General features: G+C 67.9%; 26 protein-coding genes. 13 read left to right on the forward strand and 13 right to left on the reverse strand.

Annotated elements, in window-relative coordinates:
* Window positions 1–173 precede the first annotated feature (173 nt).
* Window positions 174–1,658: a methyl-accepting chemotaxis protein gene (locus tag ACW177_RS02330; protein ID WP_492027056.1), complete on the forward strand. Its 1,485-nt coding sequence runs from the start codon at window positions 174–176 to the stop codon at window positions 1,656–1,658.
* On the opposite strand, the gene ACW177_RS02335 is transcribed toward ACW177_RS02330, so the two are convergent.
* The gene (locus tag ACW177_RS02335; protein ID WP_492027057.1) at window positions 1,655–2,539 is read right to left on the reverse strand and encodes an ATP-grasp domain-containing protein; all 885 of its coding nucleotides are present in this window, start codon (window positions 2,537–2,539) and stop codon (window positions 1,655–1,657) included. The genes ACW177_RS02330 and ACW177_RS02335 overlap by 4 nt on opposite strands.
* Window positions 2,540–2,631: 92 nt before the next feature.
* On the opposite strand from ACW177_RS02335, the gene ACW177_RS02340 reads away from it, so the two are divergent.
* The gene (locus ACW177_RS02340; protein ID WP_492027058.1) at window positions 2,632–3,648 is read left to right on the forward strand and encodes an adenosine kinase; all 1,017 of its coding nucleotides are present in this window, start codon (window positions 2,632–2,634) and stop codon (window positions 3,646–3,648) included.
* 159 nt (window positions 3,649–3,807) lie between these two features.
* On the opposite strand, the gene ACW177_RS02345 is transcribed toward ACW177_RS02340, so the two are convergent.
* Window positions 3,808–4,950, reverse strand: a complete 1,143-nt coding sequence (locus ACW177_RS02345) for an aromatic ring-hydroxylating oxygenase subunit alpha (RefSeq protein ID WP_492027059.1) — start codon at window positions 4,948–4,950, stop codon at window positions 3,808–3,810.
* Between the two features lie 109 nt (window positions 4,951–5,059).
* Here ACW177_RS02345 and ACW177_RS02350 point away from each other — a divergent pair, with 109 nt between their 5' ends.
* From ACW177_RS02350 to ACW177_RS02360, 3 genes are all read left to right on the forward strand, one after another.
* Window positions 5,060–6,007, forward strand: a complete 948-nt coding sequence (locus ACW177_RS02350) for an alpha/beta fold hydrolase (protein ID WP_492027060.1) — start codon at window positions 5,060–5,062, stop codon at window positions 6,005–6,007.
* On the forward strand, window positions 6,004–6,627 hold the full coding sequence (locus ACW177_RS02355) for a class I SAM-dependent methyltransferase (protein WP_492027061.1): 624 nt from the start codon (window positions 6,004–6,006) through the stop codon (window positions 6,625–6,627). The genes ACW177_RS02350 and ACW177_RS02355 overlap by 4 nt, the downstream gene beginning before the upstream one ends.
* A gap of 106 nt (window positions 6,628–6,733) precedes the next feature.
* Window positions 6,734–8,830: a transglycosylase domain-containing protein gene (locus ACW177_RS02360; RefSeq protein WP_492027062.1), complete on the forward strand. Its 2,097-nt coding sequence runs from the start codon at window positions 6,734–6,736 to the stop codon at window positions 8,828–8,830.
* A gap of 189 nt (window positions 8,831–9,019) precedes the next feature.
* Here the strand turns inward: ACW177_RS02360 and ACW177_RS02365 are convergent, their stop codons facing one another.
* A complete protein-coding gene (locus ACW177_RS02365; RefSeq protein ID WP_492027063.1) occupies window positions 9,020–9,748 on the reverse strand; it encodes a M48 family metallopeptidase in 729 nt (242 codons plus the stop codon).
* Complete coding sequence (locus tag ACW177_RS02370) at window positions 9,714–10,994, reverse strand: polyhydroxyalkanoate depolymerase (RefSeq protein WP_492027064.1); 1,281 nt, start codon at window positions 10,992–10,994, stop codon at window positions 9,714–9,716. The genes ACW177_RS02365 and ACW177_RS02370 overlap by 35 nt, the downstream gene beginning before the upstream one ends.
* 184 nt (window positions 10,995–11,178) lie before the next feature.
* Here ACW177_RS02370 and ACW177_RS02375 point away from each other — a divergent pair, with 184 nt between their 5' ends.
* The 3 genes from ACW177_RS02375 (at window position 11,179) to ACW177_RS02385 (ending at window position 13,350) form a co-directional block, all read left to right on the forward strand.
* Entirely contained in the window at window positions 11,179–11,547 is a 369-nt protein-coding gene (locus ACW177_RS02375) for a hypothetical protein (protein WP_492027065.1), read from the forward strand.
* A gap of 62 nt (window positions 11,548–11,609) precedes the next feature.
* The gene (locus ACW177_RS02380; protein WP_492027066.1) at window positions 11,610–12,896 is read left to right on the forward strand and encodes a hypothetical protein; all 1,287 of its coding nucleotides are present in this window, start codon (window positions 11,610–11,612) and stop codon (window positions 12,894–12,896) included.
* A 112-nt stretch (window positions 12,897–13,008) separates the two neighbouring features.
* On the forward strand, window positions 13,009–13,350 hold the full coding sequence (locus ACW177_RS02385; RefSeq protein ID WP_492027067.1) for a PilZ domain-containing protein: 342 nt from the start codon (window positions 13,009–13,011) through the stop codon (window positions 13,348–13,350).
* A 2-nt stretch (window positions 13,351–13,352) separates the two neighbouring features.
* On the opposite strand, the gene ACW177_RS02390 is transcribed toward ACW177_RS02385, so the two are convergent.
* Both ACW177_RS02390 and ACW177_RS02395 read right to left on the reverse strand, forming a co-directional pair.
* Window positions 13,353–14,216, reverse strand: coding sequence for a haloacid dehalogenase-like hydrolase (locus ACW177_RS02390; protein WP_492027068.1), 864 nt, complete (start codon window positions 14,214–14,216; stop codon window positions 13,353–13,355).
* A 40-nt stretch (window positions 14,217–14,256) separates the two neighbouring features.
* Window positions 14,257–14,805, reverse strand: coding sequence for an S-type pyocin family protein (locus ACW177_RS02395; protein WP_492027069.1), 549 nt, complete (start codon window positions 14,803–14,805; stop codon window positions 14,257–14,259).
* 111 nt (window positions 14,806–14,916) lie between these two features.
* Between ACW177_RS02395 and coaBC the strand changes: the two genes are divergently transcribed.
* Together coaBC and dut are read left to right on the forward strand one after the other, a co-directional pair.
* Window positions 14,917–16,146 carry a bifunctional phosphopantothenoylcysteine decarboxylase/phosphopantothenate--cysteine ligase CoaBC gene (coaBC, locus tag ACW177_RS02400; RefSeq protein ID WP_492027070.1) on the forward strand — a complete coding sequence of 410 codons (1,230 nt, stop codon included), beginning with the start codon at window positions 14,917–14,919 and terminating at the stop codon, window positions 16,144–16,146.
* Window positions 16,143–16,598 (forward strand): dUTP diphosphatase, encoded by a 456-nt coding sequence (gene dut / locus ACW177_RS02405; RefSeq protein ID WP_492027071.1) that lies wholly within the window; start codon window positions 16,143–16,145, stop codon window positions 16,596–16,598. Before coaBC ends, dut begins: the two co-directional genes overlap by 4 nt.
* 119 nt (window positions 16,599–16,717) lie before the next feature.
* Here dut and ACW177_RS02410 read toward each other — a convergent pair whose 3' ends face one another.
* Window positions 16,718–17,560: a DUF3800 domain-containing protein gene (locus tag ACW177_RS02410; RefSeq protein ID WP_492027072.1), complete on the reverse strand. Its 843-nt coding sequence runs from the start codon at window positions 17,558–17,560 to the stop codon at window positions 16,718–16,720.
* Between the two features lie 90 nt (window positions 17,561–17,650).
* Window positions 17,651–18,589 carry a DMT family transporter gene (locus tag ACW177_RS02415; protein WP_492027073.1) on the reverse strand — a complete coding sequence of 313 codons (939 nt, stop codon included), beginning with the start codon at window positions 18,587–18,589 and terminating at the stop codon, window positions 17,651–17,653.
* 145 nt (window positions 18,590–18,734) lie between these two features.
* On the opposite strand from ACW177_RS02415, the gene ACW177_RS02420 reads away from it, so the two are divergent.
* Entirely contained in the window at window positions 18,735–19,100 is a 366-nt protein-coding gene (locus ACW177_RS02420) for a hypothetical protein (RefSeq protein ID WP_492027074.1), read from the forward strand.
* A gap of 217 nt (window positions 19,101–19,317) precedes the next feature.
* Here the strand turns inward: ACW177_RS02420 and dapB are convergent, their stop codons facing one another.
* The 3 genes from dapB to dnaK all read right to left on the reverse strand — a co-directional run bounded on the left by dapB (window position 19,318) and on the right by dnaK (window position 23,345).
* Window positions 19,318–20,067: a 4-hydroxy-tetrahydrodipicolinate reductase gene (gene dapB / locus ACW177_RS02425; RefSeq protein ID WP_492027075.1), complete on the reverse strand. Its 750-nt coding sequence runs from the start codon at window positions 20,065–20,067 to the stop codon at window positions 19,318–19,320.
* Window positions 20,064–21,266: a molecular chaperone DnaJ gene (gene dnaJ, locus ACW177_RS02430; RefSeq protein ID WP_492027076.1), complete on the reverse strand. Its 1,203-nt coding sequence runs from the start codon at window positions 21,264–21,266 to the stop codon at window positions 20,064–20,066. Before dnaJ ends, dapB begins: the two co-directional genes overlap by 4 nt.
* Window positions 21,267–21,443: 177 nt before the next feature.
* Window positions 21,444–23,345 (reverse strand): molecular chaperone DnaK, encoded by a 1,902-nt coding sequence (gene dnaK, locus ACW177_RS02435; RefSeq protein ID WP_492027077.1) that lies wholly within the window; start codon window positions 23,343–23,345, stop codon window positions 21,444–21,446.
* Window positions 23,346–23,565: 220 nt separating this feature from the next.
* Here dnaK and ACW177_RS02440 point away from each other — a divergent pair, with 220 nt between their 5' ends.
* Window positions 23,566–24,183 carry an alpha-ketoglutarate-dependent dioxygenase AlkB gene (locus ACW177_RS02440; RefSeq protein WP_492027078.1) on the forward strand — a complete coding sequence of 206 codons (618 nt, stop codon included), beginning with the start codon at window positions 23,566–23,568 and terminating at the stop codon, window positions 24,181–24,183.
* A gap of 53 nt (window positions 24,184–24,236) precedes the next feature.
* Here the strand turns inward: ACW177_RS02440 and ACW177_RS02445 are convergent, their stop codons facing one another.
* Window positions 24,237–25,046, reverse strand: a complete 810-nt coding sequence (locus tag ACW177_RS02445; RefSeq protein WP_492027079.1) for a siderophore-interacting protein — start codon at window positions 25,044–25,046, stop codon at window positions 24,237–24,239.
* Complete coding sequence (locus tag ACW177_RS02450; protein WP_492027080.1) at window positions 25,043–25,681, reverse strand: PadR family transcriptional regulator; 639 nt, start codon at window positions 25,679–25,681, stop codon at window positions 25,043–25,045. The genes ACW177_RS02445 and ACW177_RS02450 overlap by 4 nt, the downstream gene beginning before the upstream one ends.
* Window positions 25,682–25,788: 107 nt before the next feature.
* Here ACW177_RS02450 and ACW177_RS02455 point away from each other — a divergent pair, with 107 nt between their 5' ends.
* Complete coding sequence (locus ACW177_RS02455; RefSeq protein ID WP_492027081.1) at window positions 25,789–26,538, forward strand: dienelactone hydrolase family protein; 750 nt, start codon at window positions 25,789–25,791, stop codon at window positions 26,536–26,538.
* Window positions 26,539–26,573 lie beyond the last annotated feature (35 nt).

Genomic DNA, 26,573 nt, shown 5'->3' on the forward strand with positions numbered 1-26,573 from the left:
GGATCCTCAAGGCGGAAGCATTTAGTCGTAACGTTTTTTCAGCCTTCATACGACCTTGTACAAGTACGTAGCAACGACAGAGCTGGGTGTTTGCCTCGGCTAAATATATCCGCTCAATGTCGTAATGATTTCGTGGCAGATATCGATCAGAACAAGCCTTGAAGATTGTCGCCATGAAATCGTTTTTCCGGACCCGGCCTTCCACTGACTCGGCGGAGACGGCGGAACTGCGCAGCGTCCTGGCGGCGGTTCAGCGGTCGCAGGCGGTCATCGAGTTCGAGCTGGACGGGACGATCATCACCGCCAATCCGAACTTCCTGGCCGTCGTGGGCTATGAGCTGGACGAAGTCCGGGGCCGCCATCACCGCATGTTCATAGACCCTGCGGAGGCCTCCTCGCCGGCCTATCTCGACTTTTGGCGGCGGCTGAATGCGGGGGAGTTCATCGCCGATAAATTCATCCGTTACGGCAAGGGCGGCGCCCGTGCGGTGATCGAGGCCAGCTACAATCCGATCTTCGGCGCGGACGGCAAACCCTATAAGGTGGTCAAGTTCGCCATCGACGTCACGGCGGCCGAGCTGGAGCGCGAGCGTCGCGCCGAGGCCGACCGCGTGGCGGCCGAGGTGCAGGCGTCGGTGGTCAAGGCCACGGGACGCGGCCTGTCGGCCCTGGCGGCCGGCGACCTGTCCTATCGCATCGACGAGACCTTCCCCGGCGACTATGCGATCCTGCGCGAGGACTTCAATCGCGCCATGACCTCGCTGGACCAGGCCATCGCCGTCATTCGCGGCAATGCCGGATCGATGCAGTCGGGCGCCAACGAAATCAGCAGCGCGGCCGAGGACCTGTCGCGTCGGACCGAACGTCAGGCCGCCGGGCTGGAACAGACCGCCGCCGCCCTCGACCAGATCACGGCGACGGTGCGCAAGGCCGCCGAGAACGCCCAGTCCGCCGATACGGTCGTGGGTCAGACCCGGACCCAGGCCGAGACGGGCGGCGGCGTCGTCCAGCGCGCCATCACCGCCATGGGCGAGATCGAGAAGTCTTCGGACCAGATCAGCCAGATCATCGGCGTCATCGACGAAATCGCCTTCCAGACCAATCTGCTGGCCCTGAACGCGGGGGTCGAGGCGGCCCGTGCGGGCGAGGCCGGTCGCGGCTTTGCGGTGGTGGCGTCGGAAGTGCGCGCCCTGGCCCAGCGGTCGGCGGACTCGGCGCGCGAGATCAAGACCCTGATCTCGACCAGCAGCACCCAGGTCAAGAGCGGGGTCGTGCTGGTGCGCGAGTCTGGCGATGCTCTGGCGGTGATCGCCGAACGCATCAACGAGATCACCCATCTGATGGGCGAGATCCGCGCCTCGACCCAGGAACAGGCCCTGGCCCTGGCCGAGGTCAATACGGCCGTCAACGAGATGGATCAGGTCACCCAGCAGAATGCTGCGATGGTCGAGGAATCGACGGCCGCCAGCCTGAGCCTGAACCGGGAGGCGGCCGATATGGCGCAACTGGTCGGCCGGTTCCAGGTCACCCAGGGCGAGGTCGATCGCGCGCCTGCGCCGATCCGTCAGGCCCAGGCCCGGATCGAAGCCTTCGCCGCCGAGTCCGCGCCCAAGCGCCGGGCTGCGGGTGGGGGCGGCGGCGACTGGGAAAGCTTCTAGGCGTCTAATCTGTCCTGAACGGCGCGGGCGAAACCGGCGCCGTCGGCCGGGTCGTGGTCCAGATAGAAGTCGGGCTCGATCAGCTCGGCCTCCATCAGCACCCAGGCGCCGGCGTCGTCGCGCGCTAGATCGATGCGGGCGTAGAGCAGCGGCTCGTCTATGGCGGCCAGCACCTGCTCGGCCAGGGCCAGGGCCGCATCATCCGGCGTCACCGTCTTGTAGAGGCCGCCGAACTGGATCTGGATGCGGAAGTCGCCGGGGACCGGCCGCTTGTTGACCGCATGGCTGAACCGGCCGCCGAAGAAGAGCAACGAGGTCTCGCCCTCGGTCTCTATGGATTTCAGATAGGGCTGGATCATCGCCGGGCCTTGCGGCGCATCGGTCAGGGCCTGGCCCGGCGTCAGGCGCAGGGTGCGAAAGGCGCCGGCCGAGACGGTCGGCTTGACGATCAGGGTCGGGACGCCGGTTTCGGCGCCATTCTGGGCGAAGGCGGCGTCCAGCTGGGCCTGGGTCACGCCGTCGCTCCAGCGGGTCGGCGGAATGGGCACGCCCTTGTCCGCCAGCCGGGCCAGATAGGTCTTGTCTGAGTTCCAGCCCAGCACCGAGGCCGGATTGGCGATCGGCAGGCCGGCCGTCGCCCAGGTCGCGCAGGCCTTCAGCCAGCGGGCGTGGTCGCGGTGATAGCCCCAGGCGATGACCGGCAGGATCAGGTCATAGGCCGCCAGAGCCGAGGCGTCCTCGACATGATCGGTCCAGGGCGTCGCCACGACCGTTGCGCCGGTTCCTTCCAGCGTCCGCGTCAGCCGGGCCAGCACCTCGGGCCAGCGGCCGATGTAGGATTTGTCGGCGGGATCGGGGGTCAGGACGGCGATCTGGGTCATGACGTCTGCCTATCGCAACACGCCGACGCATATAAGGGCTTCCTTATATGTTTTCGGGTGACGTTCGGGTCTTCAACCGCTAAGGCGCGACCATGACCCAGAACACCGCCCAATATGACGTCTGCGCTGTCGGCAACGCCATCGTCGATGTGCTCAGCCCCTGCGACGCCGCCTTCCTGACGGCCCAGGACCTGGCCCCCAACTCCATGCAACTGGTCGACGCCGAACGCAGCGCCGCCCTGTATGAGGCCATGGCGCCGGGGGTCGAGGCTTCGGGCGGTTCGGCCGGCAACACCGTGGCGGGCGTCGGCTCGTTCGGCGGTCGCGCGGCCTATATCGGCAAGGTGGCCGACGACACCCTGGGCGAGGTGTTCAGCCACGACATCCGCGCCGCCGGCGTGCATTTCGACACCCCGGTCCTGACCGGCGGGGCCGACAAGGGCTTCGGCACCGGCCGCTGCCTGATCAACGTCCTGTCGGACGGGGCGCGCACCATGGCCACCTTCCTGGGCGCCGCCAACCAGCTGTACGCCGACGACATCGACGAGGCCCTGATCGGCGCCAGCGAGATCGTCTATCTGGAAGGCTATCTGTTCGACCCGGCCCCGGCCCGCGCCGCCTTCGAACGCGCCGCCGCCGCCGCCCACAAGGCCGGCCGCAAGGTGGCCATCACCCTGTCCGACACCTTCGTCGTCGCCCGCTGGCGCGCCGAACTGCTGAGCTTCATCGAACAGTCGGCCGACATCGTCCTGGCCAATGAGGCCGAACTGGGCGCCCTGTTCGAAACCGATGATTTCGACGCCGCCGCCTCGAAACTGGCCGCCATCGTCGAGATCGCCGCTGTAACGCGCGGCGAACACGGCTCGGTCGTGATCGCCGGCGACGAACGCGTCGTGGTCGCCGCCTATCCGGTCGCCAAGGTGATCGACACCACCGGCGCCGGCGACCAGTACGCCGCCGGCTTCCTGTTGGGCGTCGCACGGGGTCTGACTCTGGAAGAGGCGGGCAAGCTGGGCTCGCTGGCCGCGTCTGAAGTCATCGCCCACTGGGGCCCGCGCCCCATGGTGAAACTGGCCGATCTGGCGGGTGAGCATGGGTTGAAGCTGTAAGACCTCTTCCTTCTCCCCTTGCGGGAGAAGGTGGCCCGAAGGGCCGGATGAGGGGTTGTTAGATGTTGGGTCGGACAGGGTCGTTGTGCATCTGCCGACCCCTCATCCGACCTCGCTGCGCTCGGCCACCTTCTCCCGCAAGGGGAGAAGGAAGCGGAGTCAGCTCTTCCACCGCAGCGTCGTGGGCTGGATCGGGTTGACGAACGGTCGTGCCTCAGCCCGGCTCCTGGCCCATTCGCGCTTCAGCTGCTGGTACCATTTGGCCTGTTTGTCGGCGTCGTCGATCCAGATCAGGGCGGGGTCGTAGCGCAGGCCCTCGTTCTGAAGGTTCACCATGCCGCCGTCCTGTTTCAGGAAGGCGACCACCCCCATGCGCAGGAAGGGCTTGGCCAGGGCGAAGACCCAGTGGTCGGACCAGAAGATCTGGGTGATGCGGGTCCTGGTCTCGCTGATCGGGGTCAGGCAGGTCAGGGCCAGGACCTGCCGAGAACCGGAGTGCTCGCCGACCTGGATATGCTCCCAGCGATAGCCGGGCAGGCGGAAGGTGATCTCGGTCGCGGGGGCGCCGCCCAGGATCTTGTAGAGCCGGCTGTTCGACGAGGGGGCGTGGCGCGCCATGGCCCAGCCGAAATCGGCCGGGACGAAGGCCTTGGCCTTTTCGTGCATCGAATGTTCGGACCGCCACCACCATTGCTGGTGGACATAGGGGCCGTGGGCAGGGTCCATCAGGCCGACGACGGCGTGGTCGATATGGCTGTCGAACTCCATCGTCTCGACCAGTTTCGGGCCGGATCCGACCACGCCGGGGAAGACCGGGGGCTCGTGATCCGGCTCCATCGGGTTGCGGGCGTCGGACGCCATCCAGACGAAGACCATCCCCTGGCTCTCGCGCACCGGGAAGGCGCGCACCTTGATGCGATTGGCCTCGAACGCCTGATCCTCGACCAGGGAGGGAATGGCGGCGCAGACCCCGTCGGGGCGGAAGCGCCAGCCGTGATAGGGGCATTCGATGGTCTCGCCCTCGCCGGGCTTTTCGACCAGTTTCCCCGCCGACAGCGGCGCGGCGCGGTGGGGGCAGATGTCGCGCATCGCATAGACGGCGCCCGCGCGGGTGCGGCCGACCAGGACGGGCTCGCCCATGATCTCGTAGCGTTTCAAGCCGGCCGGGGCGACGTCGCGCGACAGGGCGACGAAATACCAGGCATCGGCGACGAATCCCTTGCCGAAGGGCTGGGCGCCCGCCTTGGAGGGGGCGGCTTCGGCTTGAGGGGACTGGACGGGGGGAGCGTCTACAGGCTTCATGCGCGCCTCATAACAGAGGGAGGCGGGGTCTGTCCTCCCGCAGGCTACAGAGAACTTTACAAAACAAAGTAGAGGCGGCATAAGGACCGTCTCACAGGGGAGTTTCGCCATGTTTCGCGCCTTAGGTTTCGCCGCCATGCTGTTCGTCGCCTCTGCCGTCCAGGCTCAGGACGGGCACGGGGTTCATCCCGACAAGGGACATGCGCACGGCCATCATCATGCGGATTTCACCTCCGACCGCATCCATGTCCGCGTGGACGGCGAAGCGGGCGGTCGCGACATCATCCTGATCCCCGGTCTCAGTTCCTCGCCCGAAGTCTGGCAGGGCACGGTCGATCATCTCGGCGCCGGGTGGAGAGTGCATCGGATCCATGTCCAGGGCTTCGCGGGGGCCCCGGCTGAGGGCAACGCCCAGACGGGCGCGACGCCGACCCCGGTGGCGGCCCCGGTCGCCGAGGAGATCGCCCGCTATATCGCCGAACAGGGTCTGGAGAAGCCCGTCGTGGTCGGCCATTCGATGGGCGGGACCATCGGCCTGATGCTGGCCGCGCGTCATCCCGACAGCGTCGGCAAGCTGATGGTGGTGGACATGATCCCCTTCATGGGCGCGATGTTCGCGCCGCCTGGCGCTTCGAACGAGGCGATCACCACGATGGCCGATCAGGTCTATGCCGGCATGGCCTATGTTTCCCGCGCAGAGTACGACCAGCGCGCGACGGTGTCGCTCACGGGCATGATCGCGACCGAAGGTTTGCGGGCCGGCCCTCTGGAAGACAGCCGCACGAGCGATCAGAAGGTCTCAGCCGCCGCCTTCCGCGAACTGATCGTGACAGATCTGAGGCCTGAATTGTCCCGTATCGTCGCCCCGACCGAGGTGATGTACGTCAAGTTCAACGACCCGCGCATGACGCCCGAGATTACCGATCAGATTTTCCGCAGCAGCTTCGCCAACCTGCCCGGCGTGACGCTGAAGCGGATCGACGACAGCGCCCATTTCATCATGCTGGACCAGCCCCAGGCCTTTTACGGCGAGCTGGACGCCTTCCTGGCGCGATGAGCCATCCGGCGGCGGATCGGATCGTGGGTCTATACGAGGACAGGGCGGCGGACTGGATCAGGGATCGCGGCGCGGCCCTGTATTCCGGGGCGCGCGGGCTGGACGAGGCGAAATGGCTGGATCGTTTCGTCGCCGACCTGCCGCCGGGCGCGTCTATTCTGGACGTCGGATGCGGCTCGGGCTGGCCGATGGGCGCGGCCCTGCTGGAGCGGGGGTTCAGGGTCGTGGGGCGGGATTCCTCGCCGGCCCTGATCGCCCATGCGCGCCAGACCCTGCCGGCCGGCGTCTGGGAGACCGCCGACATGCGCGACCCGCCGCCGGACGGCGTGTTCGACGGCGTTCTGGCCTGGCACAGCCTGTTCCATCTGACGCCCGAGGATCAGCGGCGTGTCCTGCCCGCTCTCGCCCGACAGGTGGGGGAAGGCGGGCGGTTGATGTTCACCAGCGGCCCCGCCCATGGCGAGACCATCGGCGAATGGCGCGGCGAGCCGCTGTATCACGGCAGTCTGGACCCCGCCGCCTATCGCGCCCTGCTGAGCGAGGCCGGGCTGTCGGTGGAGGGCGACGGGGCCGCGACCGGCGTCTGGCTGGCCCGTCGCGCCTTTCTTTCGGCGAAATAGCCGCTCACGCTGGCGTGAAGTGAGCGGAGCCGTTTCGGCGGCGGTTCATACGGGGTACACATCCGTAGGGCTAATCCCGCCGATGCGCGGTTCTTGAGGATATTCGATGGCGGGTCCAGGGTTCGGGGGCGGACAACAGGGCGGTGCAAAGCCGGCCCGCACGCGGCTGCAACAGGCGCTCTACTGGGGCGCCGTGCTGGCCGTATGGGGGCTGATCTTCCTGGTCGTCTTCTTCGCGGTGTTTGCGCGCGGCCTGCCGGACACCTCGACCCTGTACAATGTCGATCGTCAGCCCTCGATCACCTATCTGGACCGCAACGGCGCCCTGATCGCCACCCGGGGCACCCAGATGGCGCCGCCCGCCGATCTGGACGCCCTGCCCGACTATGTGCCGGCCGCCTTCATCGCCATCGAGGATCGGCGCTTCTACCACCACCCCGGTTTCGACCCCATCGGCATGATGCGGGCGGTGGCGACCAATATGCGCGCCGGCCGGGTGGTGCAGGGTGGATCGACCCTGACCCAGCAGCTGGCCAAGAACCTGTTCCTGACGCCAGACCAGAACCTGCGCCGCAAGGTGCAGGAGCTGATGCTGGCGGTCTGGCTGGAGATGAAATTCTCCAAAAAGGAGATCCTGGCCCTCTATCTGAACCGGGTCTATTTCGGCGCCGGCGCCTATGGGATCGAGGCGGCGTCGCAACGCTATTTCGACAAGTCGGCCAAGGATCTGACCGTCGGCGAGGCTGCGCTTCTGGCCGGGCTGCTGAAGGCGCCCTCGCGCTATTCGCCCGTGTCCGAGAGCGAGCGGGCCGCCACCCGCGCCACCGTCGTGCTGAACGAGATGGAAGAGGCCGGGGTCATCACCGCCGCCCAGCGCGAGGAGGCCGTGACCCAGCCGATCATCGTGTCGCGCACCCTGGCGACCCAGCACGCCCAGTATTTCATCGACTGGCTGGACCAGTCGATCCGCGGCCTGGTCGGCGAACCGACCGAGGACATGGTGGTCGAGACCACCCTGGACCTGACCCTGCAGACCGCCGCCGAACGTTCGGTGCGGCGCATCCTGGACCGCGACGAGGGCAAGGGCGTGGAACAGGCGGCCCTGGTCGCCCTGGACGGCGACGGCCGGGTGCGGGCCATGATCGGCGGCGGCTCCTATGCCGACAGCCAGTTCAACCGCGCCGTCGAGGCGCGTCGTCAGGCGGGCTCGGCCTTCAAACCCTTCGTCTATCTTGCGGCGGTCGAGGCCGGCTATACGCCCCAGACCCCGGTGGTCGATCAGCCGATCACCATCGGCAACTGGTCGCCCAAGAACTATTCCAACACCTTCAGCGGCGAGATGACCCTGGCCCAGGCCGTGGCCCAGTCGACCAATACGGTGGCGGCCTATGTCGCCGACCAGATCGGGCGCGACAGCGTGGCCCGCGCCGCGCGCCGCCTGGGCATCGAAAGCCGGATCGGTCTGGAGCCGGCCATGGCCCTGGGCGCCGTCGAGGTCTCGCCGCTGGAGATGGCCACCGCCTATGACGCCTTCTCGAACGGCGGACGCCGGGTCGAGGCCTATGGCATCAGCCGCATCCGCACCCCCCAGGGCCGGGTCATCTATCAGCGGGCCAGCGGCCAGAGCGGACAGGCGATCAACAATCCGTCGCTGTACTACATGAACGAGATGCTGCGCGGGGTCATGACCTCGGGCACCGGGCGCAGCGCGGCCATCGCCGGGCGCGACCTGGCGGGCAAGTCGGGCACGACCTCGGACTATAAGGACGCCTGGTTCGTCGGCTACACCGGCGGCTTCGTCACCGCCGTCTGGGTCGGCAAGGATGACAACACCGCCATGCGCGGCGTGACCGGCGGCTCTTCGCCCGCCGCGATCTGGAAGGGCTTCATGGAGGCGGCCCTGCCGCGCCTGAACGCCTCGCGCATCCCCGACGGCCCGGCCATGCCCGAGGGCTGGGTCGCGCCCGATCCGGTCGGCGACCTGATGTCGGGCATCGGTGAGGACGGCTTGCCGCTCGAACCGGCGGATGCCAACGGCGGCGACCCCTATGCTGAAGAGCCGGGCCAACCGGTTCAGCCGACGTCGCCCGCCCAGCCCGCCGCCCGCCCGGCCTCGCCCCAGCCGGCGCCGCGCGATCCGCCGAACCAACAGCCGGAAGGCCGCCAACCGGCCGAGAAACGCAGCGACCCGCTGTTCTTCTGATCCTTCGGGGACGCCCCCACAGACCTTTCCCCCGCTTGCGGGGGAAGTGTCAGCTCGTCGAGCACAGCGAGACGGCTGACGATGGGGGAAGTCTTGCGTCTTGGAAGAAGACTCCCCTCTCCGACCCTGGTTCGCTGCGCGAACGCCGGGCCACCTCTTCCGCAAGCGGGAGAGGGTCTGGGACGCCGCCTACCGCCCCACGGCGTGTAGCGCCGCGCCATAGTCCTTCAGCCATTTGCGCCAGGGCTTGTGATCCCCGACCAGCCGTTCGACCACGGACCAGTAGGCCGGGCTGTGGTCGGCGTGGACCAGGTGGGCGACCTCGTGGGCGGCGAGGTAGTCGATGACCGGGGGCGGGGCCATGATGACGCGCCAGGAATAGCGGATGGTGCGGTTGTGCGGGCTGCACGAGCCCCAGCGCGAGCGGGTGTCGGCGATGGAGACCGTGACCGGCGTCTGGCCCAGGGCGCGCAGATGGTGGTCGGTGCGGTCCAGCAGGGTGCTGCGCGCCTCGCGTTTCAGCAGGTTCTCGACCCGACGGGCATAGGCCTCGCCCTCGCCGCCCGAGCGGATGACCGTCCCGTCCTCGACCAGACGCGCCGCGCCGGCGCCGGGCGTCGCCTCCAGCCGCACGGGCTTGCCGCGCAGGGAGATGACCTGGCCCGGCTGCAACGGCCGTCCCTTGGGCCGCACCGCCAGACGTTCGGAGATCCAGACGGACTTGGAGCGGGCGAAGGCCACGGCCTGGGCCAGGCCGCGCTCGGTCGGGGCGATCACCACCGCTTCGCCGGCCCGCGCGTCGATCCGCACAGACAGGCGTCGGGCGCGCGGATTGACTGACAGTCTCAGCGCGGGGCCGGAACCGGGTTCCGAACCCCCTTCGTCAAGCGGCAGCCGCTGACCGTTGCGGTACGCCAAGGCGGGCCTCGTTCTGGGCGATGAAGTCGCGGACGCGGGGGTAGATCTCCTCGCGGAAACGGCGACCGTTGAAGACCCCGTAATGGCCCACGCCGGGCTGGACGTACAGCACCCTCTGATCCTCGGGGATGCTGGCGCACAGGCCGTGCGCCGCCTGGGTCTGGCCGACGCCGGAGATGTCGTCCTTCTCGCCCTCGACCGTCATCAGGCCGATGTCGGTGATCTTGCTCAGATCGACCTTACGCCCGCGATGCTCCAACAGGCCGCGCGCCAGCAGATGCTGCTGGAAGACGATGTCGATGGTCTGGAGGTAGAATTCCTCGGTCAGGTCCAGCACCGACAGATATTCGTCGTAGAATTCCTCGTGCTTCTCGACCCCGTCGCCGTCGCCGTCGATCAGGCTGTTGAAATAGTCCCAGTGGGCGTCGCGGTGGCGCTCCTGGTTCATCGACATGAAGCTGTAGAGCTGGACGAAGCCCGGATAGACCCGCCGCCCGAAGCCCGCATAGGGCAGGGGCACGGTGTGGATCATGTTCGACCGGAACCAGGTGAAGGGCTTCTCCTCCGCCAGCTGATTGGTCGCGGTCGGCGACAGGCGGGCGTCGATGGGCGAGCCCATGAAGGTCATGGAGGCGGGGCGGTTGTCGTCGCCGTCCTCGGCCATCACGGCGCCGGCCGCCAGCACCGGCGGGCCCGGCTGGCAGACCCCGACCACATGGGCCCGGCCGCCGATCTCGGCCAGCATCCGCCGCACATGGTCGATATAGTCGAAGAAGTCGAACCGCCCCTCCAGCACCGGAACCTGACGGGCGTTGATCCAGTCGGTCACATAGACGTCGTGGTCCTGAAGAAAGGCCTCGACCGTCCCGCGCAGCAGGGTGGCGTAATGGCCCGACAGGGGGGCGACGATCAGGACGGCGGGACCGGAGGCCGGCTTTCCAGCCCGTTTCAGGTCGCCGATGTTGCGGGCGAACCGGACCAGGCGGCACCACGGGCTCTGCCAGATCACCTGTTCGACGGTGCGGACGGACTTGCCGCCGATGTCGATCGTCTCCAGCTTCCAGTCCGGCTTGCCGTAGCGGCGGGTCACGCTCTCGAACAGTTCGGCCGAGGCGTAGGCGGTGCGGCCGACCGCCGTGTCGGACGCCGGGTTGAAGGGCGAGGACCAGAAGCGCCGGGCCATCTGGGCCCCGACCCGGAACGGCAGGGCCGACTGGTAGGCGAGTTCGTGAAACGCGTAGAGCATGGCGATCCATTACTGGGCCGGGGCGAGCTGACGGCCGTTTGCTGCACAGCAGCATACAGGGTTTCCGGTAAATCCGCAGTTATTCGCAATCCCGACCAATTGCCGCTCGGGTTCGACCTTCTCGCGGCCGCGCGAACGTGGTCAGATAAGCGCGATGTCCGGGGGGACGTCGATGGAGCCTTTGATGTTGGTCGCCCTGACCCTCGCCAGCCTGCTGATGCAGAGCGCCCCAAATCCGGGCGCCAATCCGGGAGCCAATCCGGGAGTCGGCCTCGTCTCCTATGAGGAGGCGGTGCGTTGCGCCGGTCTGACCCAGGCCGCGTCCGAGCTGGAAGGCGGTGAAAGCACGGAGGGACAGCGTCTCTATGACGCCGCCCTGTTCTGGTCGCTGGCGGCCATGCAGGCGGGAACCGCCGCGGGCAAGCCCGCGCCGGCGGCCGAGACCGACCAGACCCGCGCCCGGATCGACGCCGTGCGCCGCCTGAACGCCGATGCGCCCGCCGCGCGCGCGGCCCTGCAACGCTGCCTCCAGAAGACGCCCGTCCTCAACTGAACAATCATCCTTAAGACCAGGCTGAACCCCGATGACGGCGTCGCGTTTGCAATGGAACCCTCATGGGACGCACCAGCCGTCCCGAACCGGGATTTAAAGGCGCCCAGCGTATGTTCGAGTTCGGTCGTGACCTTCGCAAACTCTTCTCCCAGGCCCGCGACGGCGAGGATCTGGGCTGGGTCGAGCTGATCGGCGTCGATCTGCTGGCGGCCGAGGCGCGACGGGAAGCCACCGACGCCGGCCGCGTCTCCTGCGCCCGCCCCTTCGAGACCGAGCGCCGCGCCGCCGTTCTGTGGCGCGAACATGCGCGACGCAGCGGGACCATCGACAGTCTGGACCGGGCCGAACGCTGCGCCGACAGCCTGACGCGCGCCGCCGCAGGCGAGATCCAGGTCGCACAGGCCGCGATCGACAAGGCCCAGGCCCTGATGCTGCGGTTCGACCTGTGCGGCGACCCCGGCCATCTGGACCGCGCCCTGGACACGCTGGCGGGGGCCGCTGTCGACGGAAGGGGGCTCGGGCGCCGATCCGCCCTGTCAGGCGAACTGTCCTCCATTCATGCGCGTCTGAAGGCCCGTCAGGCGCGACTGTCCGGCGAAGCCTCTGCCCTGATGGACGCCGCCGCTCTAATGGACATGGCCCTGCACGAGACGGGCGCGGGGGATGTCGAGTTGCGTCTGGACCGCGCCAGCCTGACGCTGGAGGCCGGGGTGATCAAGCGCGACCCCCGCCTGCTTGACCAGGCCGGGCGCGATCTCGGCCAGTTGGTCGAGGCCGCCTCGCCCGACTATCGCCCCCTGACCCGCGCCCGCGCCCTGGCCCTGTGCGGGGCGGGCCTGTCGGCCCTGGCCGCCGTGGCCAACCATGCCGAGGCCCAGGACCAGGGCCGGATGATGTTCGACGCCGCCGCCGACCAGTTCACGCCGGACCACAGCCCGCTGGACTGGGCGGTGATCCAGATGCTTCGCGCCGGGGACGACGCGACGCCGCTGATGCTGCTGAACCAGGCGGAGGCCCTGACCCAGGGGCGCGGCCTGATCGTCGGCGCCCTGGTGCGCGAGCGCCGCGTGGCCCGCGAGATCGCCCTGGCGGAGGCGGTGCGCGACCTTGCCGGACTGGATCTGCTAGAAGATCGTCTGCGTCGCCGCCTGGTCGGCGCCGCGCCGCTGGACTGGGCGGCCGACCAGATCGGGCTCGCCGATGTGGCCCTGGCTCGTCGCCGCCTGGGCGGCCCCGCGCCTCGCCATCTGAACCTGATCCTGAACGAAGCCGTGGCGACGGCGCGCGAAATGGGCGTGCCGGTTCTGGCTGAACGGGCGGGCTTCCTGCTGTGGAAGTCGGGCCTCTAGCCCGCGCTCTTCCTGACGGGCTCAAACTCGGCTACCGGCATGGACAGCCGTTTCGGGCGGCGAAGTTCTGCGGCGTAGCCTGTATCGCCGCCGCGTGTTGCGAGGCCTGAGCATGTTTGGATCCAAGCCCGCCTCCGCCCCTGATCGACGCGGCGAACCGCGCAGGTCCGTCAACGCCCGAGGCGTGGTGTGTGCGCCGGGGGTCGAGACCGCCTGTCTGATCGTCGATCTGTCGAACTCGGGCATGCGGCTGAGGTTGGACCGGGGCGCGGCCCTGCCGTCCGAGGTGGTGGTGGTCGATATCGCCGAAGCCGTGGCCTATCCGGCGACCGTCCTCTGGCAGAAGGGGCAGGAGGCGGGGCTGAGACAGACCGGCGCCAGATCCCTGCGCGGCCTGGCGCCCGCCCGGCTGATCGGCGCGCGCGACGCCTGGCTGAGGGCCGGCGGACGCTAGTTCTACATCCCGGCCGGCATGGCGCCGGCGTTGATGGCGATACGGCCGACCAGGCCCTTGACGATCAGGTCCAGGGCCGAGCCTTCGCGATAGTCGGCGGCGGCGACGAAATTGACCCGGTCCTCCGAGATCAGGGAATAGACCTTCTTCTGGTCCTTCTCGTTCGAGCGGGGATCATAGACGGCGATCGAGAAGCCGCCCTTGGTGTGCATCATCTTCATGGTGGGGACGTCGGTGTCGCCGTCGCCGATGAAGATCATCCGTTCGAACGGCACCGGCCGCTGGTCGTCGGGGATGAAGTGATTGATCCGCTCGTGCTCCCAGTGGTTCTTCACCCCCTTGTTGATGCGGAACAGATACTGGGTCTTGGTGGTGTAGTTGACGCCGACGGCGGGCCAGGCCGCCTCGCCCTTGTCGTCATAGACATAGTGGGAGGCGAAGACGTGGTTCAGGGCGGGGCGGATCGGCGTGCCGTCGATCATCTCCTCCAGGCCGGCCGAGACGATATAGTGTTCGATCTCAAGCCCGTAGCGCGCCCCGAAGGCGTTCATCCGGTCGAACCAGCTGAGGTCCTTCAGCCCCTCGAACAGGGCCACCGCCTCGCCGTGCCGACGCAGGGTCTCGCGCGTCACCGGCGTCCCGTTCTGGCGCGCGTGGTGGAGCATCAGTTGCATGTACATCAGGATGCCGTCCCCGTCGGCCTCCTTGGTCAGGCGTTCGGCCTCTTCCCAGAAAGCCCCGATGCCCATGCCGACGGAGGGGATGAAACTGACCTCCTGCATATTGCCGCGCGCCAGGGTGCCGTCGAAATCATAGATCAGCGCCGTCTTCAGCAGCGGCTTTTGGCCAGAGGGGGCGTCGGACATCAGGCGGGCTCCACAGCAGGGTCGGACCCCGCCGTCTATATCAGCCGTCGTCCTGCGTCGATTGCCGCCTCTGACCGAAGCTGGGAGCCGCCGTCTTCTGTTCGGCCCAATAGTCGGCGCCCGTGGTCGGCTTGAACATGGTGCGGGGCGTGCCGTCGCGGGCCGCCACGGCGAAGGTGTTGGTCGAGGCCTGATAGATCAGGGTGTCGCCATTGGGCCGTTTCACCGTCTCGGCGTCGCGTGGGGGCTTGGCGGTAAAGGCCGTGACCTTGTCCAGATAGTCTTCGGCCGAGGAGGCGCCGAAATCGGCGCCGTTGCGCGCATAAAGACGGGCGATCTTGGCATCGACGGTTTCGCGCCGGCCGGTGGTCAGCACCGGCTTGGCCGCCGCCGAGCCGTCTGCCGTATCCGTCGCGGTCATGGCCAGGGCGACAGGCGCGGCCTCGGCCGTCCGGTCCCGCGTCTGCACCGCCGAAGCGTTGTCGCAGGCCGCCAGCCCCATCACCATCAGCCCCGCCGCCAGAGCCCTCGCCGCCAGAGCCCCCGCCGCCAGAGCCCCCGCCGTACGCTGTCGCTGGTCCTTGATCATCCTGCCCTCCATCAGCACCCGTATGGCGCGATACAAGCACAACCCATCTGTTCCTGCAATGTTCTTTTCCTCCGTCTCGACGGCGTCGCGCGGGGCGGCTAGACCGAGGGCATGGACAACCGCCCCCTCTCGAACCGCAAAATCCTGCTGATCGTCGGCGGCGGCATAGCGGCCTACAAGGCGCTGGAGCTGGTGCGGCTGATCGCCAAGGCCGGGGGCCAGACGCGGGTGATCCTGACCGAATCCGGGGCCGAGTTCGTGACGCCCCTGTCCCTGGCGGCGCTGAGCGGCCATCCGGTGCGGTCGGGCCTGTTCCACCCCGACGACGAGACCAGCATGGGCCATATCGAGCTGTCGCGCTGGGCCGATCTGGTGGTGGTGGCGCCGGCGACGGCGGGCCTGATCGCCAAGGCGGCGAACGGCATGGCCGACGACCTGGCCTCAACCACATTGATCGCCACGGATAAGCGGGTGCTGCTGGCCCCGGCCATGAACGTGCGGATGTGGGAGCATCCGGCGGTCCAGGCCAATATGGAGCGGCTGAAGGCCTTCCCCGGCTTCCATGGCGTGGCGGTGGTGGGCCCGGACGACGGCGAGATGGCCTGCGGCGAATACGGACCGGGCCGGATGGCCGAGCCGGCGGCCATTCTGGAGGCGATTGAGGGTTTGCTGGCGGGGGCGGCGGGGCGGCCTCTCGCGGGCAGGCGCGCCGTCGTCACGGCCGGACCGACGTTCGAGCCTATCGACCCGGTGCGGGGCCTGACCAATCGCTCCAGCGGCAAACAGGGCTACGCCATCGCCGCCGCTCTGGCGGAGCTGGGGGCCGAGGTGGCCCTGGTGTCCGGACCCACGGCCCTGGCTGCGCCGACGGGCGTTACTCGGATCGACGTGGAGAGCGCGCTGGAGATGCAGGCGGCGACCCAGGCCGCCTTGCCGGCCGACATCGCCGTGCTGTCGGCCGCCGTGGCCGACTGGCGCGTGGACACCATCGCCGGCGGCAAGATCAAGAAGGGACCGGGCGGGCCGCCGACCTTGGCCCTGATCGAGAACCCCGACATCCTGGCCGGGATCGCCGCGCCGGGCCCGAACCGGCCGACCCTGGTGATCGGCTTCGCCGCCGAGACCACGGACCTTGAGGCCAACGCCCGCGCCAAGCTGTCGCGCAAGGGCTGCGACTGGATCATCGGCAACGACGTGTCCGACGACGTCTTCGGCTCGGACGGCAACGCCGTGCTGCTGGTCACCGCCGACAAGACCGAAAGCTGGCCCCGCCAGTCCAAATCCGCCATTGCCCGGGCCGTTGCGGCCCGTATCGCCGACCATTTCAAGGCCCCCGAATGACCGAGACCGCCATCCAGATCCTGCGCCTGCCCCATGCCGAGGGCCTGCCCCTGCCGGCCTATGAGACGGCGGGCTCGGCCGGGATGGACCTGCGCGCGGCCGTGCCCGAGGACCAGCCGATGACCCTGGCGCCGGGCCAGCGCGCCCTGGTGCCCACGGGACTGAAGATCGCCCTGCCGCTGGGCTACGAGGCCCAGGTGCGGGCGCGCTCGGGTCTGGCGCTGAAGCACGGCATCATCTGCCCCAATGCGCCGGGCACCATCGATAGCGACTATCGCGGCGAGTGCGGCGTGATCCTGGCCAATATCGGCCCGGAACCCTTCGTCATCCGTCGCGGCGAGCGCATCGCCCAGCTGGTGATCGCCAAGCACGAACGCGCCGACTGGGTCGAGGTCGAAACGCTGGACGAGACCGCGCGCGGCGCGGGCGGGTTCGGATCGACGGGGCGGTAGGCGGGACTGGCCGAATCTTATTGCAAATCGGCAATTCACAAGCTATCTAATGAGTCAAGTGGATTGGGGGTTCCCGGTCGGCGCTATGGCCTCGGTGGGTTCACCGGGGCCTTTCGCTTTTAGGCCTCTGGATAGACCATACAGCCGATCCCCTCGTAGTTTTTTCCTGCCTGTGCTCTGCCGCCCCGGCAAAAGAACTTTTCTCGTAGAATACTGAAGGCGCGGTTGGATTGTTCGGGGCGAACCACGCTCAGACCGATCGGCCGGGCCACGAGATCGGCGAGTTGAAGGCCCGACGAATTGGCCTTCTTGTCCGCGAAAACCACTGTGAACGGCAATGGCGTCGAAAACCTGTTGGCGCCGCTGCAAATCCGCCTGAACTCCAGTTCCAATTCAGCATCTTCCTTCTTTCCGCGGCACTCGACGACGACGTGAGTTGTCGCGTCGAGCTGCTTCTTCTCCGCCAGAAAGTCCCGCAACTGCTCCAGGCAAAACTTGAGGGCGACGTGATAGGGGTTCCCGGCGGTTTCGCCGCCGTCGCTCATCCGGCGCTTGTCGATGATGGAGGCGATGAGAATGAACCTGCTTGCCTCAATGATTTTGGTGAGCGCGCCGATAAAGCGGTTCTTTTCCTTCGCGCTTGAGAAGCGAAATTGACCGGTTTCCTTGCGGATGTCTCGCTCGTGCAGGATCACGAGGTCATGGCCGAAATTTGAGAATTTGAACGCCTCCAGAGCCGTCACCACTGCGCGGCCATAATAGGCCTTCTGAAAGATGCAGAATGAGAGCACGAACACAGGGTAGGCGTCGTCCACAGCGACCATGCTGTGGTCGCCGCTTTCATCGACGTAGACGATATAGCTGCTGAACTTAGACGCCTCTGGCGCGCCCTCCGACGAAGATCCGAAAGCGGCGTCAAAAAGAGGCAGCTGGTCGGACGGAGGCTGTGTCGGCTCAGTCATGCGCTCAGCTTTTAAGCGGGTTGTTTCGTATGCAGCATACGCGGGCGTTCAGGCGTTACAACACGGCGAGCGAAACTGCGGTTGATCCCCCTAAACCGGCGGCGCCGTCGTCTGCATAAGGCTGTCCTTGCGGCGGACGTGTTCGCGCCAGGCGGTGTAGAGGCCGCTGGCGGCGATGAGGGCGGCGCCGGCCAGGGTGTTGGCGCTGGGCGTGGCGTGCATCAGCCACCAGCCGAAGACGACGGCGCCGACGATCTGGAGATAGTCGAAGGGCGCCACGACCGCGACCGGGGCGGCGCGCAGCGAGGCGGTCATGAACAGCTGCGCCAGGCCCCCGGCGATACCCGAGCCGATCAGCAGGCCGAAGGTGGCCGGGGCGTGCATCCGGCCGACGAAGATCAGCAGGATGGCCCCCACCACGGACGAGGCGGCGAAGAACCAGAAGACGATGGCGGCCACATGTTCGGTGTCGCGCAGCTGGCGCAGGGTGATGGTGACCCCGGCCGTCAGCAGGGCGCCGGCCAGGGCGAAGCCGATCCCGACCAGGGGTATGGCCTGGTCCCCGCCGCCGGTGATCAGCGCCACGGGCCGCATGACGACCACCACCCCGATGAAGCCGACGGCCACGGCGGCCCAGCGGCGCGGCCCCACCGCCTCCTTCAGGATCAGGAAGGACAGCAGGGTGGCGAAGATGGGGGAAGTGAAGCTGAGCGTCGTCGCATCGGCCAGCGGCAGCAGGGTCAGGGTCTGGAACAGACACAGGATGGAGACGATGCCCAGGGCGCTGCGGCCGGCGAGCGCCCAGGGGCGACGCGTCGTCAGACCGGCCAGGCCCCCCGGCTGGGTCAGCACCCAGATCACCACGACCGGCAGGCCGAAGAAGGCGCGGTAGAACAGCATTTCGGCCGCCACCACCCCGTCGAACGAGGCCAGTTTCAGCGTCGCCGTCATGATCGAAAAGGCGCCCGCCGCCGCGATCCTGAGCGCGATGCCGCCGGCGATGTCTTCGACGCTGGTTCGGGCCTTCATGTCGTCCTGTCGATCCTCGCGGCCCAGCCCGGAGGCGGAGTCGTATCCTTCACGGGAGCCTTTAAGCACAGCGGGCGTTAACCGATACGAACCGCCCAAGCTTGGCCGGGTCATTTTTCCAACTTTCTTTCACAGGAGCGACGAGGTGGAAAATCTGATCGATCAGATCGCCGACTTCCTGAACCGTATCGCCGGACTGGCCAGCGCCGGCTTCGACGGCGTCAACCAGGTGATGGGGCTGATCATCGCCATCATCGCCGCCCTGCTGATGGTGGACTGGCGGTCGCTGGCCTCGACGGCCCTGGGCGCGACCCTGGTGCATCTGATCGTGCTGGCGGTCCTGCCCGTGCTGAACGGGGACGAGTTCGCCCTGCCGGCGATCCTGACCGTCGGCTTCTGGATGACGGCCCTGGCCCTGTTCCTGGGCTACGCCATCGTCATCGCCATCTTCTTCTTCATCAAGACGCTGCTGACGGGGACGGCGTTCGGGCGTCGCCGGGTCGTGCGCTGATACCGCCTCCCCAAGTTCCGTCACCCTCGGGCTTGTCCCGAGGGCCTACGGTTCCGCCGCACGGCTGGACGACGCTCTAGATTTTCAGAGGCCCGAATCCGCATCAGCCGTGGGCCCTCGGGACAAGCCCGAGGGTGACGGGTCGGATATTGGAATCGCGCTCAAGCAGTGAGCGACCGCGTCGCGAGCGTAGCGCGGCGCGAAGCGCCCCTAAACATCAAGCCTGACGGAAGCCCAGCACGTCCTGCATGTCGTACAGGCCGGGCCCGCGCGTACGGACCCAGGCGGCGGCGGCGACGGCGCCCTTGGCGAACAGGGAGCGGTCGATGGCTGAGTGGCTGAGGGTCAGGACTTCGTCTTCGGAGGCGAACAGGACCGTATGTTCGCCGATGATGCCGCCGGCGCGGATCGAGGAGAAGCCGATCTTGCCGCTCTCGCGTTCGCCCTGGACGCCGTCATAGGGTTTGGAGCGGATGTCGGCCAGGTCGGTGAACCGGCCCTCCGCCGCCGCTTCGCCCAGCATCAGGGCGGTGCCGGACGGGGAATCGACCTTGCGGCGGTGGTGGGCCTCGGTGATTTCGATGTCCCAGTCCTGGGCGTCCAGACGCTGGGCCGCGTGCTGGACCAGGCCGATCAGGATGTTCACGCCCAGCGAGAAATTGCCGCTCTTGACGATGGCGATTTTCTCGGCGGCCTTCATCAGCTCGGCCTCCTGCTCCGGCGTGAAGCCGGTGGATCCGATGACCAGGGCCGGGCCGCCACGCTCGGCAGCGCCCTGGGCCAGGGCCAGGGAGGCGTCGGGCGTCGAGAAGTCGATGATGACGTCGCACAGCGAGATGTCGGCCGTCTCGCCCCAGTCGAAACGGGCGGCGACGACCACGTCTTCACGGGCGTCCAGCACCTGGGACACCGCGCGACCCATCCGGCCACGATAGCCGGAAATCCCGGCGTGGAAGATTGCGCTCAAGCCGCGTTCTCTTTCGACCCGTCCGCATCCTGATTGCCCAGGATGTCGGCCCAGAAGCGCTTCGCCTTGCCGGCGAAGCTGGAGTTGCGTGGGTTCTGCCCCTCGCCGAACGACAGGGCAAGCTCTTGCAACAATTCCTTCTGGCGCGGCGTCAGCTCGGTGGGGGTCTCGACGAACAGTTCGACCACCAGATCGCCGCGCGCCCGGCCGTTCAGATGGGGCATGCCCTTGCCCTTGATCCGCACCGTCTTTCCGGTCTGAGCCCCGGCGGGCACGGCGACAGGCGCCTTGCACTTGCCGTCGCAGGTCTCGGACACCAGGCAGGGGGCGTCGATCTCGCCGCCCAGGGCGGCGACGGTCATGGGAACCGGCACGGTGACCAGCAGGTCCAGGTTGTCGCGTTCGAACAGGTCGTGCGGCGTCACCGACAGGAAGACATACAGGTCGCCGCGCGGGCCGCCGCGCTGACCGGCGTCGCCCTCGCCCGACAGGCGGATGCGCGAGCCGTCGTCGACGCCGGCGGGGATCTTCAGGTTCAGGGTGCGGGTCTTGCGGACCTGGCCGTGGCCGTGACAGGTGGTGCAGGGATCGGCGATCATCTGGCCGGCGCCGTGGCAGCGGGGGCAGGTGCGCTCGACCTGGAAGAAGCCGTTGGCCTGGCGCACCCGGCCGGCGCCGTTGCAGGTGGTGCAGGTGACAGGCTTGGTGCCCGGCTTGGCGCCCGAGCCCTCGCAGGTCTCGCAGGTCATGGTGGCGGGGATGTCGATCTCGACCTCGGCGCCCTTGTAGGCCTGCTCCAGGCTGATCTCGAGATCATAGCGCAGATCCGAGCCGCGACGCGGTCCGCCCTGCTGGCCCCGACCCGCTTGGCGACCGCCGAAGGCGTCTCCGAAGGCGTCGCCGAACACCTGGGAGAAGATGTCGTTGATGTCGGAGAAGCCCTGCTGGCCCTGTCCGAAGCCGCCGCCGGTCCCGCCGTTCACGCCCGCATGGCCGAACCGGTCATAGGCCGCGCGCTTCTGATCGTCCGACAGGACAGTATAGGCCTCGGAGATCTCCTTGAACTTGGCCATAGATTCGTCCGAGCCGCCGTTGCGGTCCGGGTGGTGGATCATGGCCAGTTTGCGATAGGCCGATTTCAGGCCGGGCGCGTCGATGGTCCGTTCGACGCCCAGAATCTCGTAATAATCACGCGCCATCGGGCGTCAGTCCTCATTACTTCCCCAGCCGCCTGACCTGAACCTCTGTGGGTTCTGGGAAAGACGGTGTCCCGGCTGACATGGGGGCCGGGACGAATGATGCAAGTTTCATGAAACGAACCCCCGCCTACCAAAGGCAAGCGAGGGTTCGGATCAAGTCAGATCATCGTGGCGCAATCAGGCGCTCTTCTTCTCGTCGGAGTCCGAGACGTCCTCGAACTCGGCGTCGACCACGCCGTCGTCGGCCGGTTGGCCTTCGGCGTCGCCCGCGCCCTGCTGCTGGGCGTACATGGCTTCACCCAGTTTCATCGAGGCCTGGACCAGGGTGTTGGTCTTGGCGCGGATGTCTTCGGCGTCCGTACCCTCGCGGGCGGTCTTCAGCTCGGCCAGGCCCGTCTCGATGGCGGTCTTGACGTCGGCCTCGACCTTGTCGCCGTGTTCGGCCAGGGCCTTCTCGGTCGAGTTGATCAGGCTGTCGGCGGCGTTCTGGGCCTCGACCAGATCCTTGCGAACCTTGTCGGCGGCGGCGTTGGCCTCGGCTTCCTTGACCATCTTGTCGATGTCGGCGTCCGACAGGCCGCCGTTGGCCTGGATCCGGATCGACTGTTCCTTGTTGGTCGCCTTGTCCTTGGCCGAGACGTTGACGATGCCGTTGGCGTCGATGTCGAAGGCGACCTCGATCTGCGGCATGCCGCGCGGCGCCGGCGGAATGCCCATCAGGTCGAACTGACCCAGCATCTTGTTGTCGGCCGCCATCGGGCGCTCGCCCTGGAAGACCCGGATCGTCACGGCCGACTGGTTGTCGTCGGCGGTCGAGAAGGTCTGGCTCTTCTTGGTCGGGATGGTGGTGTTGCGTTCGATCAGGGGCGTGAAGACGCCGCCCAGGGTCTCGATGCCCAGGGTCAGGGGCGTCACGTCCAGCAGCAGCACGTCCTTGACGTCGCCTTGCAGAACGCCGGCCTGAACGGCGGCGCCCAGGGCCACGACTTCGTCAGGGTTGACGCCTTTGTGCGGCTCTTTGCCGAAGAAGGCCTTCACGGCCTCCTGCACCTTGGGCATGCGGGTCATGCCGCCGACCAGGACGACTTCGTCGATGTCCGAGGCCTTCAGGCCGGCGTCGGCCAGGGCCTTCTTGCACGGCTCGATGGTGCGGGCGACCAGGTCATCGACCAGGGCTTCCAGCTTGGCGCGCGACAGCTTGATGTTCAGGTGCAGCGGGCCCGAGGCGTTCATGGTGATGAACGGCAGATTGACCTCGTACTGGGTCGTGGAGCTGAGCTCCTTCTTGGCCTTTTCGGCTTCTTCGCGCAGGCGCTGGAGGGCCAGCTTGTCCTGGCGCAGGTCGACGCCCTGTTCCTTCTTGAACTCGTCGGCCAGATAGTCGGCCAGGCGCACGTCGAAGTCTTCACCGCCCAGGAAGGTGTCGCCGTTGGTCGACTTCACCTCGAAGACGCCGTCGCCGATTTCCAGAATCGAGACGTCGAAGGTGCCGCCGCCCAGGTCATAGACAGCGATCTTCTGGCCTTCGTTCTTCTCGAGGCCATAGGCGAGCGCAGCCGCGGTCGGCTCGTTGATGATGCGCAGGACTTCAAGCCCGGCGATCTTGCCGGCGTCCTTGGTGGCCTGGCGCTGGCTGTCGTTGAAATAGGCCGGGACGGTGATGACGGCCTGCGTCACCTTCTCGCCCAGATAGGCCTCGGCGGCCTCCTTCATCTTGATGAGGGTGAAGGCCGAGATCTGTTGCGGCGAATAGTCCTTGCCGTGGGCGCGGACCCAGGCGTCGCCGTTCGGACCCTTGACGATCTCATAGGGCACCATGCCCTTGTCCTTGGCCACGACGGGATCGTCGAAGTTGCGGCCGATCAGGCGCTTGATGGCGAAGAAGGTGTTGGCGGGGTTGGTGACGGCCTGACGCTTGGCGGGCTGACCCACCAGGGTCTCGCCGCCGTCCTGAAGGGCGACCACCGACGGGGTGGTGCGGGCGCCTTCGGCGTTCTCGATCACCTTGGGGTTCTTGCCGTCCATGACGGCCACGCACGAGTTGGTGGTGCCGAGGTCGATGCCGATAATCTTGGCCATGGGCGTACTGTTCTCTCCGTATCGGCGGGCGATGCGGCGGCCTTCGACGAAGCGCCGCGCGTGACCGCCCCCTGTGGGTTGGCGTGATAGATGCCGGATAGCCCCAAACTTCTCGGGGTTTCTCCGAAGCTGGCCCCGATATGGGAAAGTCCCATAGGCCTGCAAGGGCGTTCTGCGATTCAGCGATGCGGCGGAACCGGTTTTCGCTCAGGATGGGGCCATGTCCGCGATTTTAGAGGTCAAAACCGCCGTCGAAGGCTTCCGCCTTTGGCCCGGCGCCCTGGACGCCCAGGCCCAGACTGATCTGGTCGATGCGGTGTTCGCGCGGCTGGAAGCGGGGCCCTTTTACCGGCCGCAGACGCCGGGCGGGCGGCCGTTTTCGGTGAAGATGAGCAATTTCGGGCCACTGGGCTGGGTCTCGGACCGGGGCGGCTATCGCTATCAGCCGACGCATCCGGAGACGGGGCGGGCCTGGCCGGATATTCCGCCGGTGCTGCTGGATCTTTGGGAGGCGACGGTCGGCGGCCCCTGGCGGCCGGACGCCTGTCTGGTCAATCTGTATCGCGAGGGGGCGAAGATGGGCCTGCACCAGGACAAGGACGAGGCCGACCTGGGCGCGCCGGTCCTGTCGGTGTCGCTGGGCGACGCGGCCATGTTCCGCATCGGCGCCGCCGAGGGCGGGCGCACCACAGGTCTCAAGCTTGAAAGCGGCGACGTCTGCGCCCTGACGGGGCCGGCGCGACTGGCCCGGCATGGGATCGACCGCGTGCTGGCGGGCTCGTCGCGCCTGATCCCCGGCGGCGGGCGGCTGAACCTGACGCTGCGCGTGGCGGGGTGAATACAGATGCCGTCACCCTCGGGACAAGCCCGAGGGTGACGGATGTTTGAGTTTCAGTCCTCGATGACCTCGTGGGCGCCGGCGCCGCCGAGGCGCCAGTAGCCGGCCGCCTTCATGGACTTGGCCGAAAAGCCGAGAGCCAGCACGCGCGTCCGAAGGGCCTTGGCCACGGCGGATTCGGCGGCGATCCAGACGTAGGCGTCCTGCGGGCTGACCCCGGTCAGGGCCGTATCGAGCGCGGCAAGCAGGAAGTCGGCCCGGCCGCGCGGGGCGCCGTCGCGGACGGCCCAGGTGACGGCGATTTCGGCGGCGCTGTCGAAGGTCCATGTCGAATCTAGGTCCGCGACCTCGACCACCACATGGGCGCGGACGCCGGCGGGCAGTTCCTCCAGACGACGGGCGATGGCGGGCAGGGCCGTTTCGTCGCCGATCAGGACATGGTCGGCGAAGGCGGTGGGGACGACGAACGAGCCGCGCGGCCCTCCGACGCCGAGGACCGAGCCGACCCCGGCCGCCATGGCCCATTCGGTCGCCGGACCGCCATGGCCGACGACAAAGTCCAGCGTCAGGCGGCGGGCGGCGGCGTCATAGGCGCGGGGGGTGTAGTCGCGCGCCACGGGACGGGGCTCGGGAAAGACCGGACCGTCCGGCCCCGCCGTCGGCAGGACCGGCGCCTGGCCCTCGGCGACCGGGAAGATCTTCACATGGTCGTCGAAGCCCAGGGAGACGAAGCCGTCCAGATCCGCCCCCTCCAGCACGATACGGCGATAGGCCGGCGTCAGGTCCTGGACCGAGGCGACGGTCAGGGTGCGGAACTTCAATTCGTGCCGTACGCGGCGGGGGATGCGCAGGGCGTCGGTCATGCCTGTTCCACCTTGTCGGCGGCCTCGGCCAGGATGGCGGCGATGGCCTGGACCTGGGCCTCGGTCAGGGCGGTCTCGCCCGTCAGACGGCCGTGGATCGTGTGGCGCAGGCGGCCGATGGCGTCCTGGATGGCGGTGGGACGCAGGGCGCGGGAGGCGAACTTGTCCATGGTCGCCTCGGCGGCGCGCAGGACCTCGGCGTTCTCGGCCAGCAAGGCGCGGCCGGCCTCGGTGATGGAGTACAGTTTCTTGCCGCCCTGGGCCTCGGACTCCAGCGCCCCCATCTCCTCCAGCAGGGTCAGGCTGGGGTATATGACGCCGGGGCTGGGCGAATAGGCGCCGCCCAGTTTCGTCTCGACCGCCTTGATTAGTTCGTAGCCGTGGCTGGGTTTCTCCGCGATCAGCGACAGCAGGACCCAGCGCAATGTGCCGTGGTCGAACAGGCGCGCGCCGCCGCCGCGTCGGCCGTGGCCACGCCCCTCGCCGCCTTCCCAGCCCGGCCCGAAGCCCGCGCCGCGTCCGCCGCGCATCCCGCGCCCGAACGCATGACCAAACCCATGGCCGAAGCCGCCGTGGCGGCCGTGTTTTTCGCCGCATCCGTCGCGGCGGCCTTGAAAGATCCCCTTGGATCTCATGATCGATTCCTTTTCGATATATCTATTCATAAGCGATCAGATATATCTGAACAACGAAATGCGCAAGGGGGCTGGCGTTCGGGCGCAAGCTGCGGCGTAAATCGGGGATGGACGACCTGAAGCGCCGCTGGGCCCGCCTCGAACCCCATCTTACCGTTGTCGGCCCCGACGACGACCGGCCCCGGCCGGCGGTGCTGCTGTTCCACGGCTGCGGCGGTCTGCGCGACCACCTGCCCCGCTATGCTGAGGCGGCGAAGGCGGCCGGCTGGCGCGCCTTCATCGTCGATTCCTACGGCCCGCGCGGCTGGGGCCGGACCTTCACCCTGGCAGCGGTCTGCACCGGCCTGGCCTTCCGGGGATACGAGCGGGGCGGCGACGTCCTGGCGGCGATTCAGGGAATCTCGGCCCGACCGGACGTGGACGCGACCCGGCTGACCCTGGCCGGCTGGAGCCACGGCGGCTGGTCGATCATGGAGATGATGAGCGCCGATCCCGCGCCGAACACCCTGGGCGTCGCCGATCCGGGCGCGGCCGACCTGTCGGGCGTGCGGGCCGTCTGGCTGGCCTATCCCTATATCGGCCCGTTCGCCTTCAACCGGATGAAGCCCTGGCGGCACTGCCCCAAGGTGCTGGCCGTCACCTGCAAGCGCGACCACCTGACCACGGTGCGCAACGCCGAACAGGTCAACGCCATGATCCGCAACTGCGGCGCCGAGGTCGAAAGCTGGGTCGCCGCCGGCACCCACGCCTTCGACGAGCCGACCAATAACGGTCCGATGCGTCACGACCCGGACCTGACCGAGGACTCTCTGCGGCGGTTCCGCGCCTTCCTGACCGACGTCGCGCCCAACGTCTAAAAAGAATCCCGGCCCGCGCCTTGACGCGCAGCTCA

It is taken from the genome of Brevundimonas sp. AVps23W (assembly GCF_058681395.1).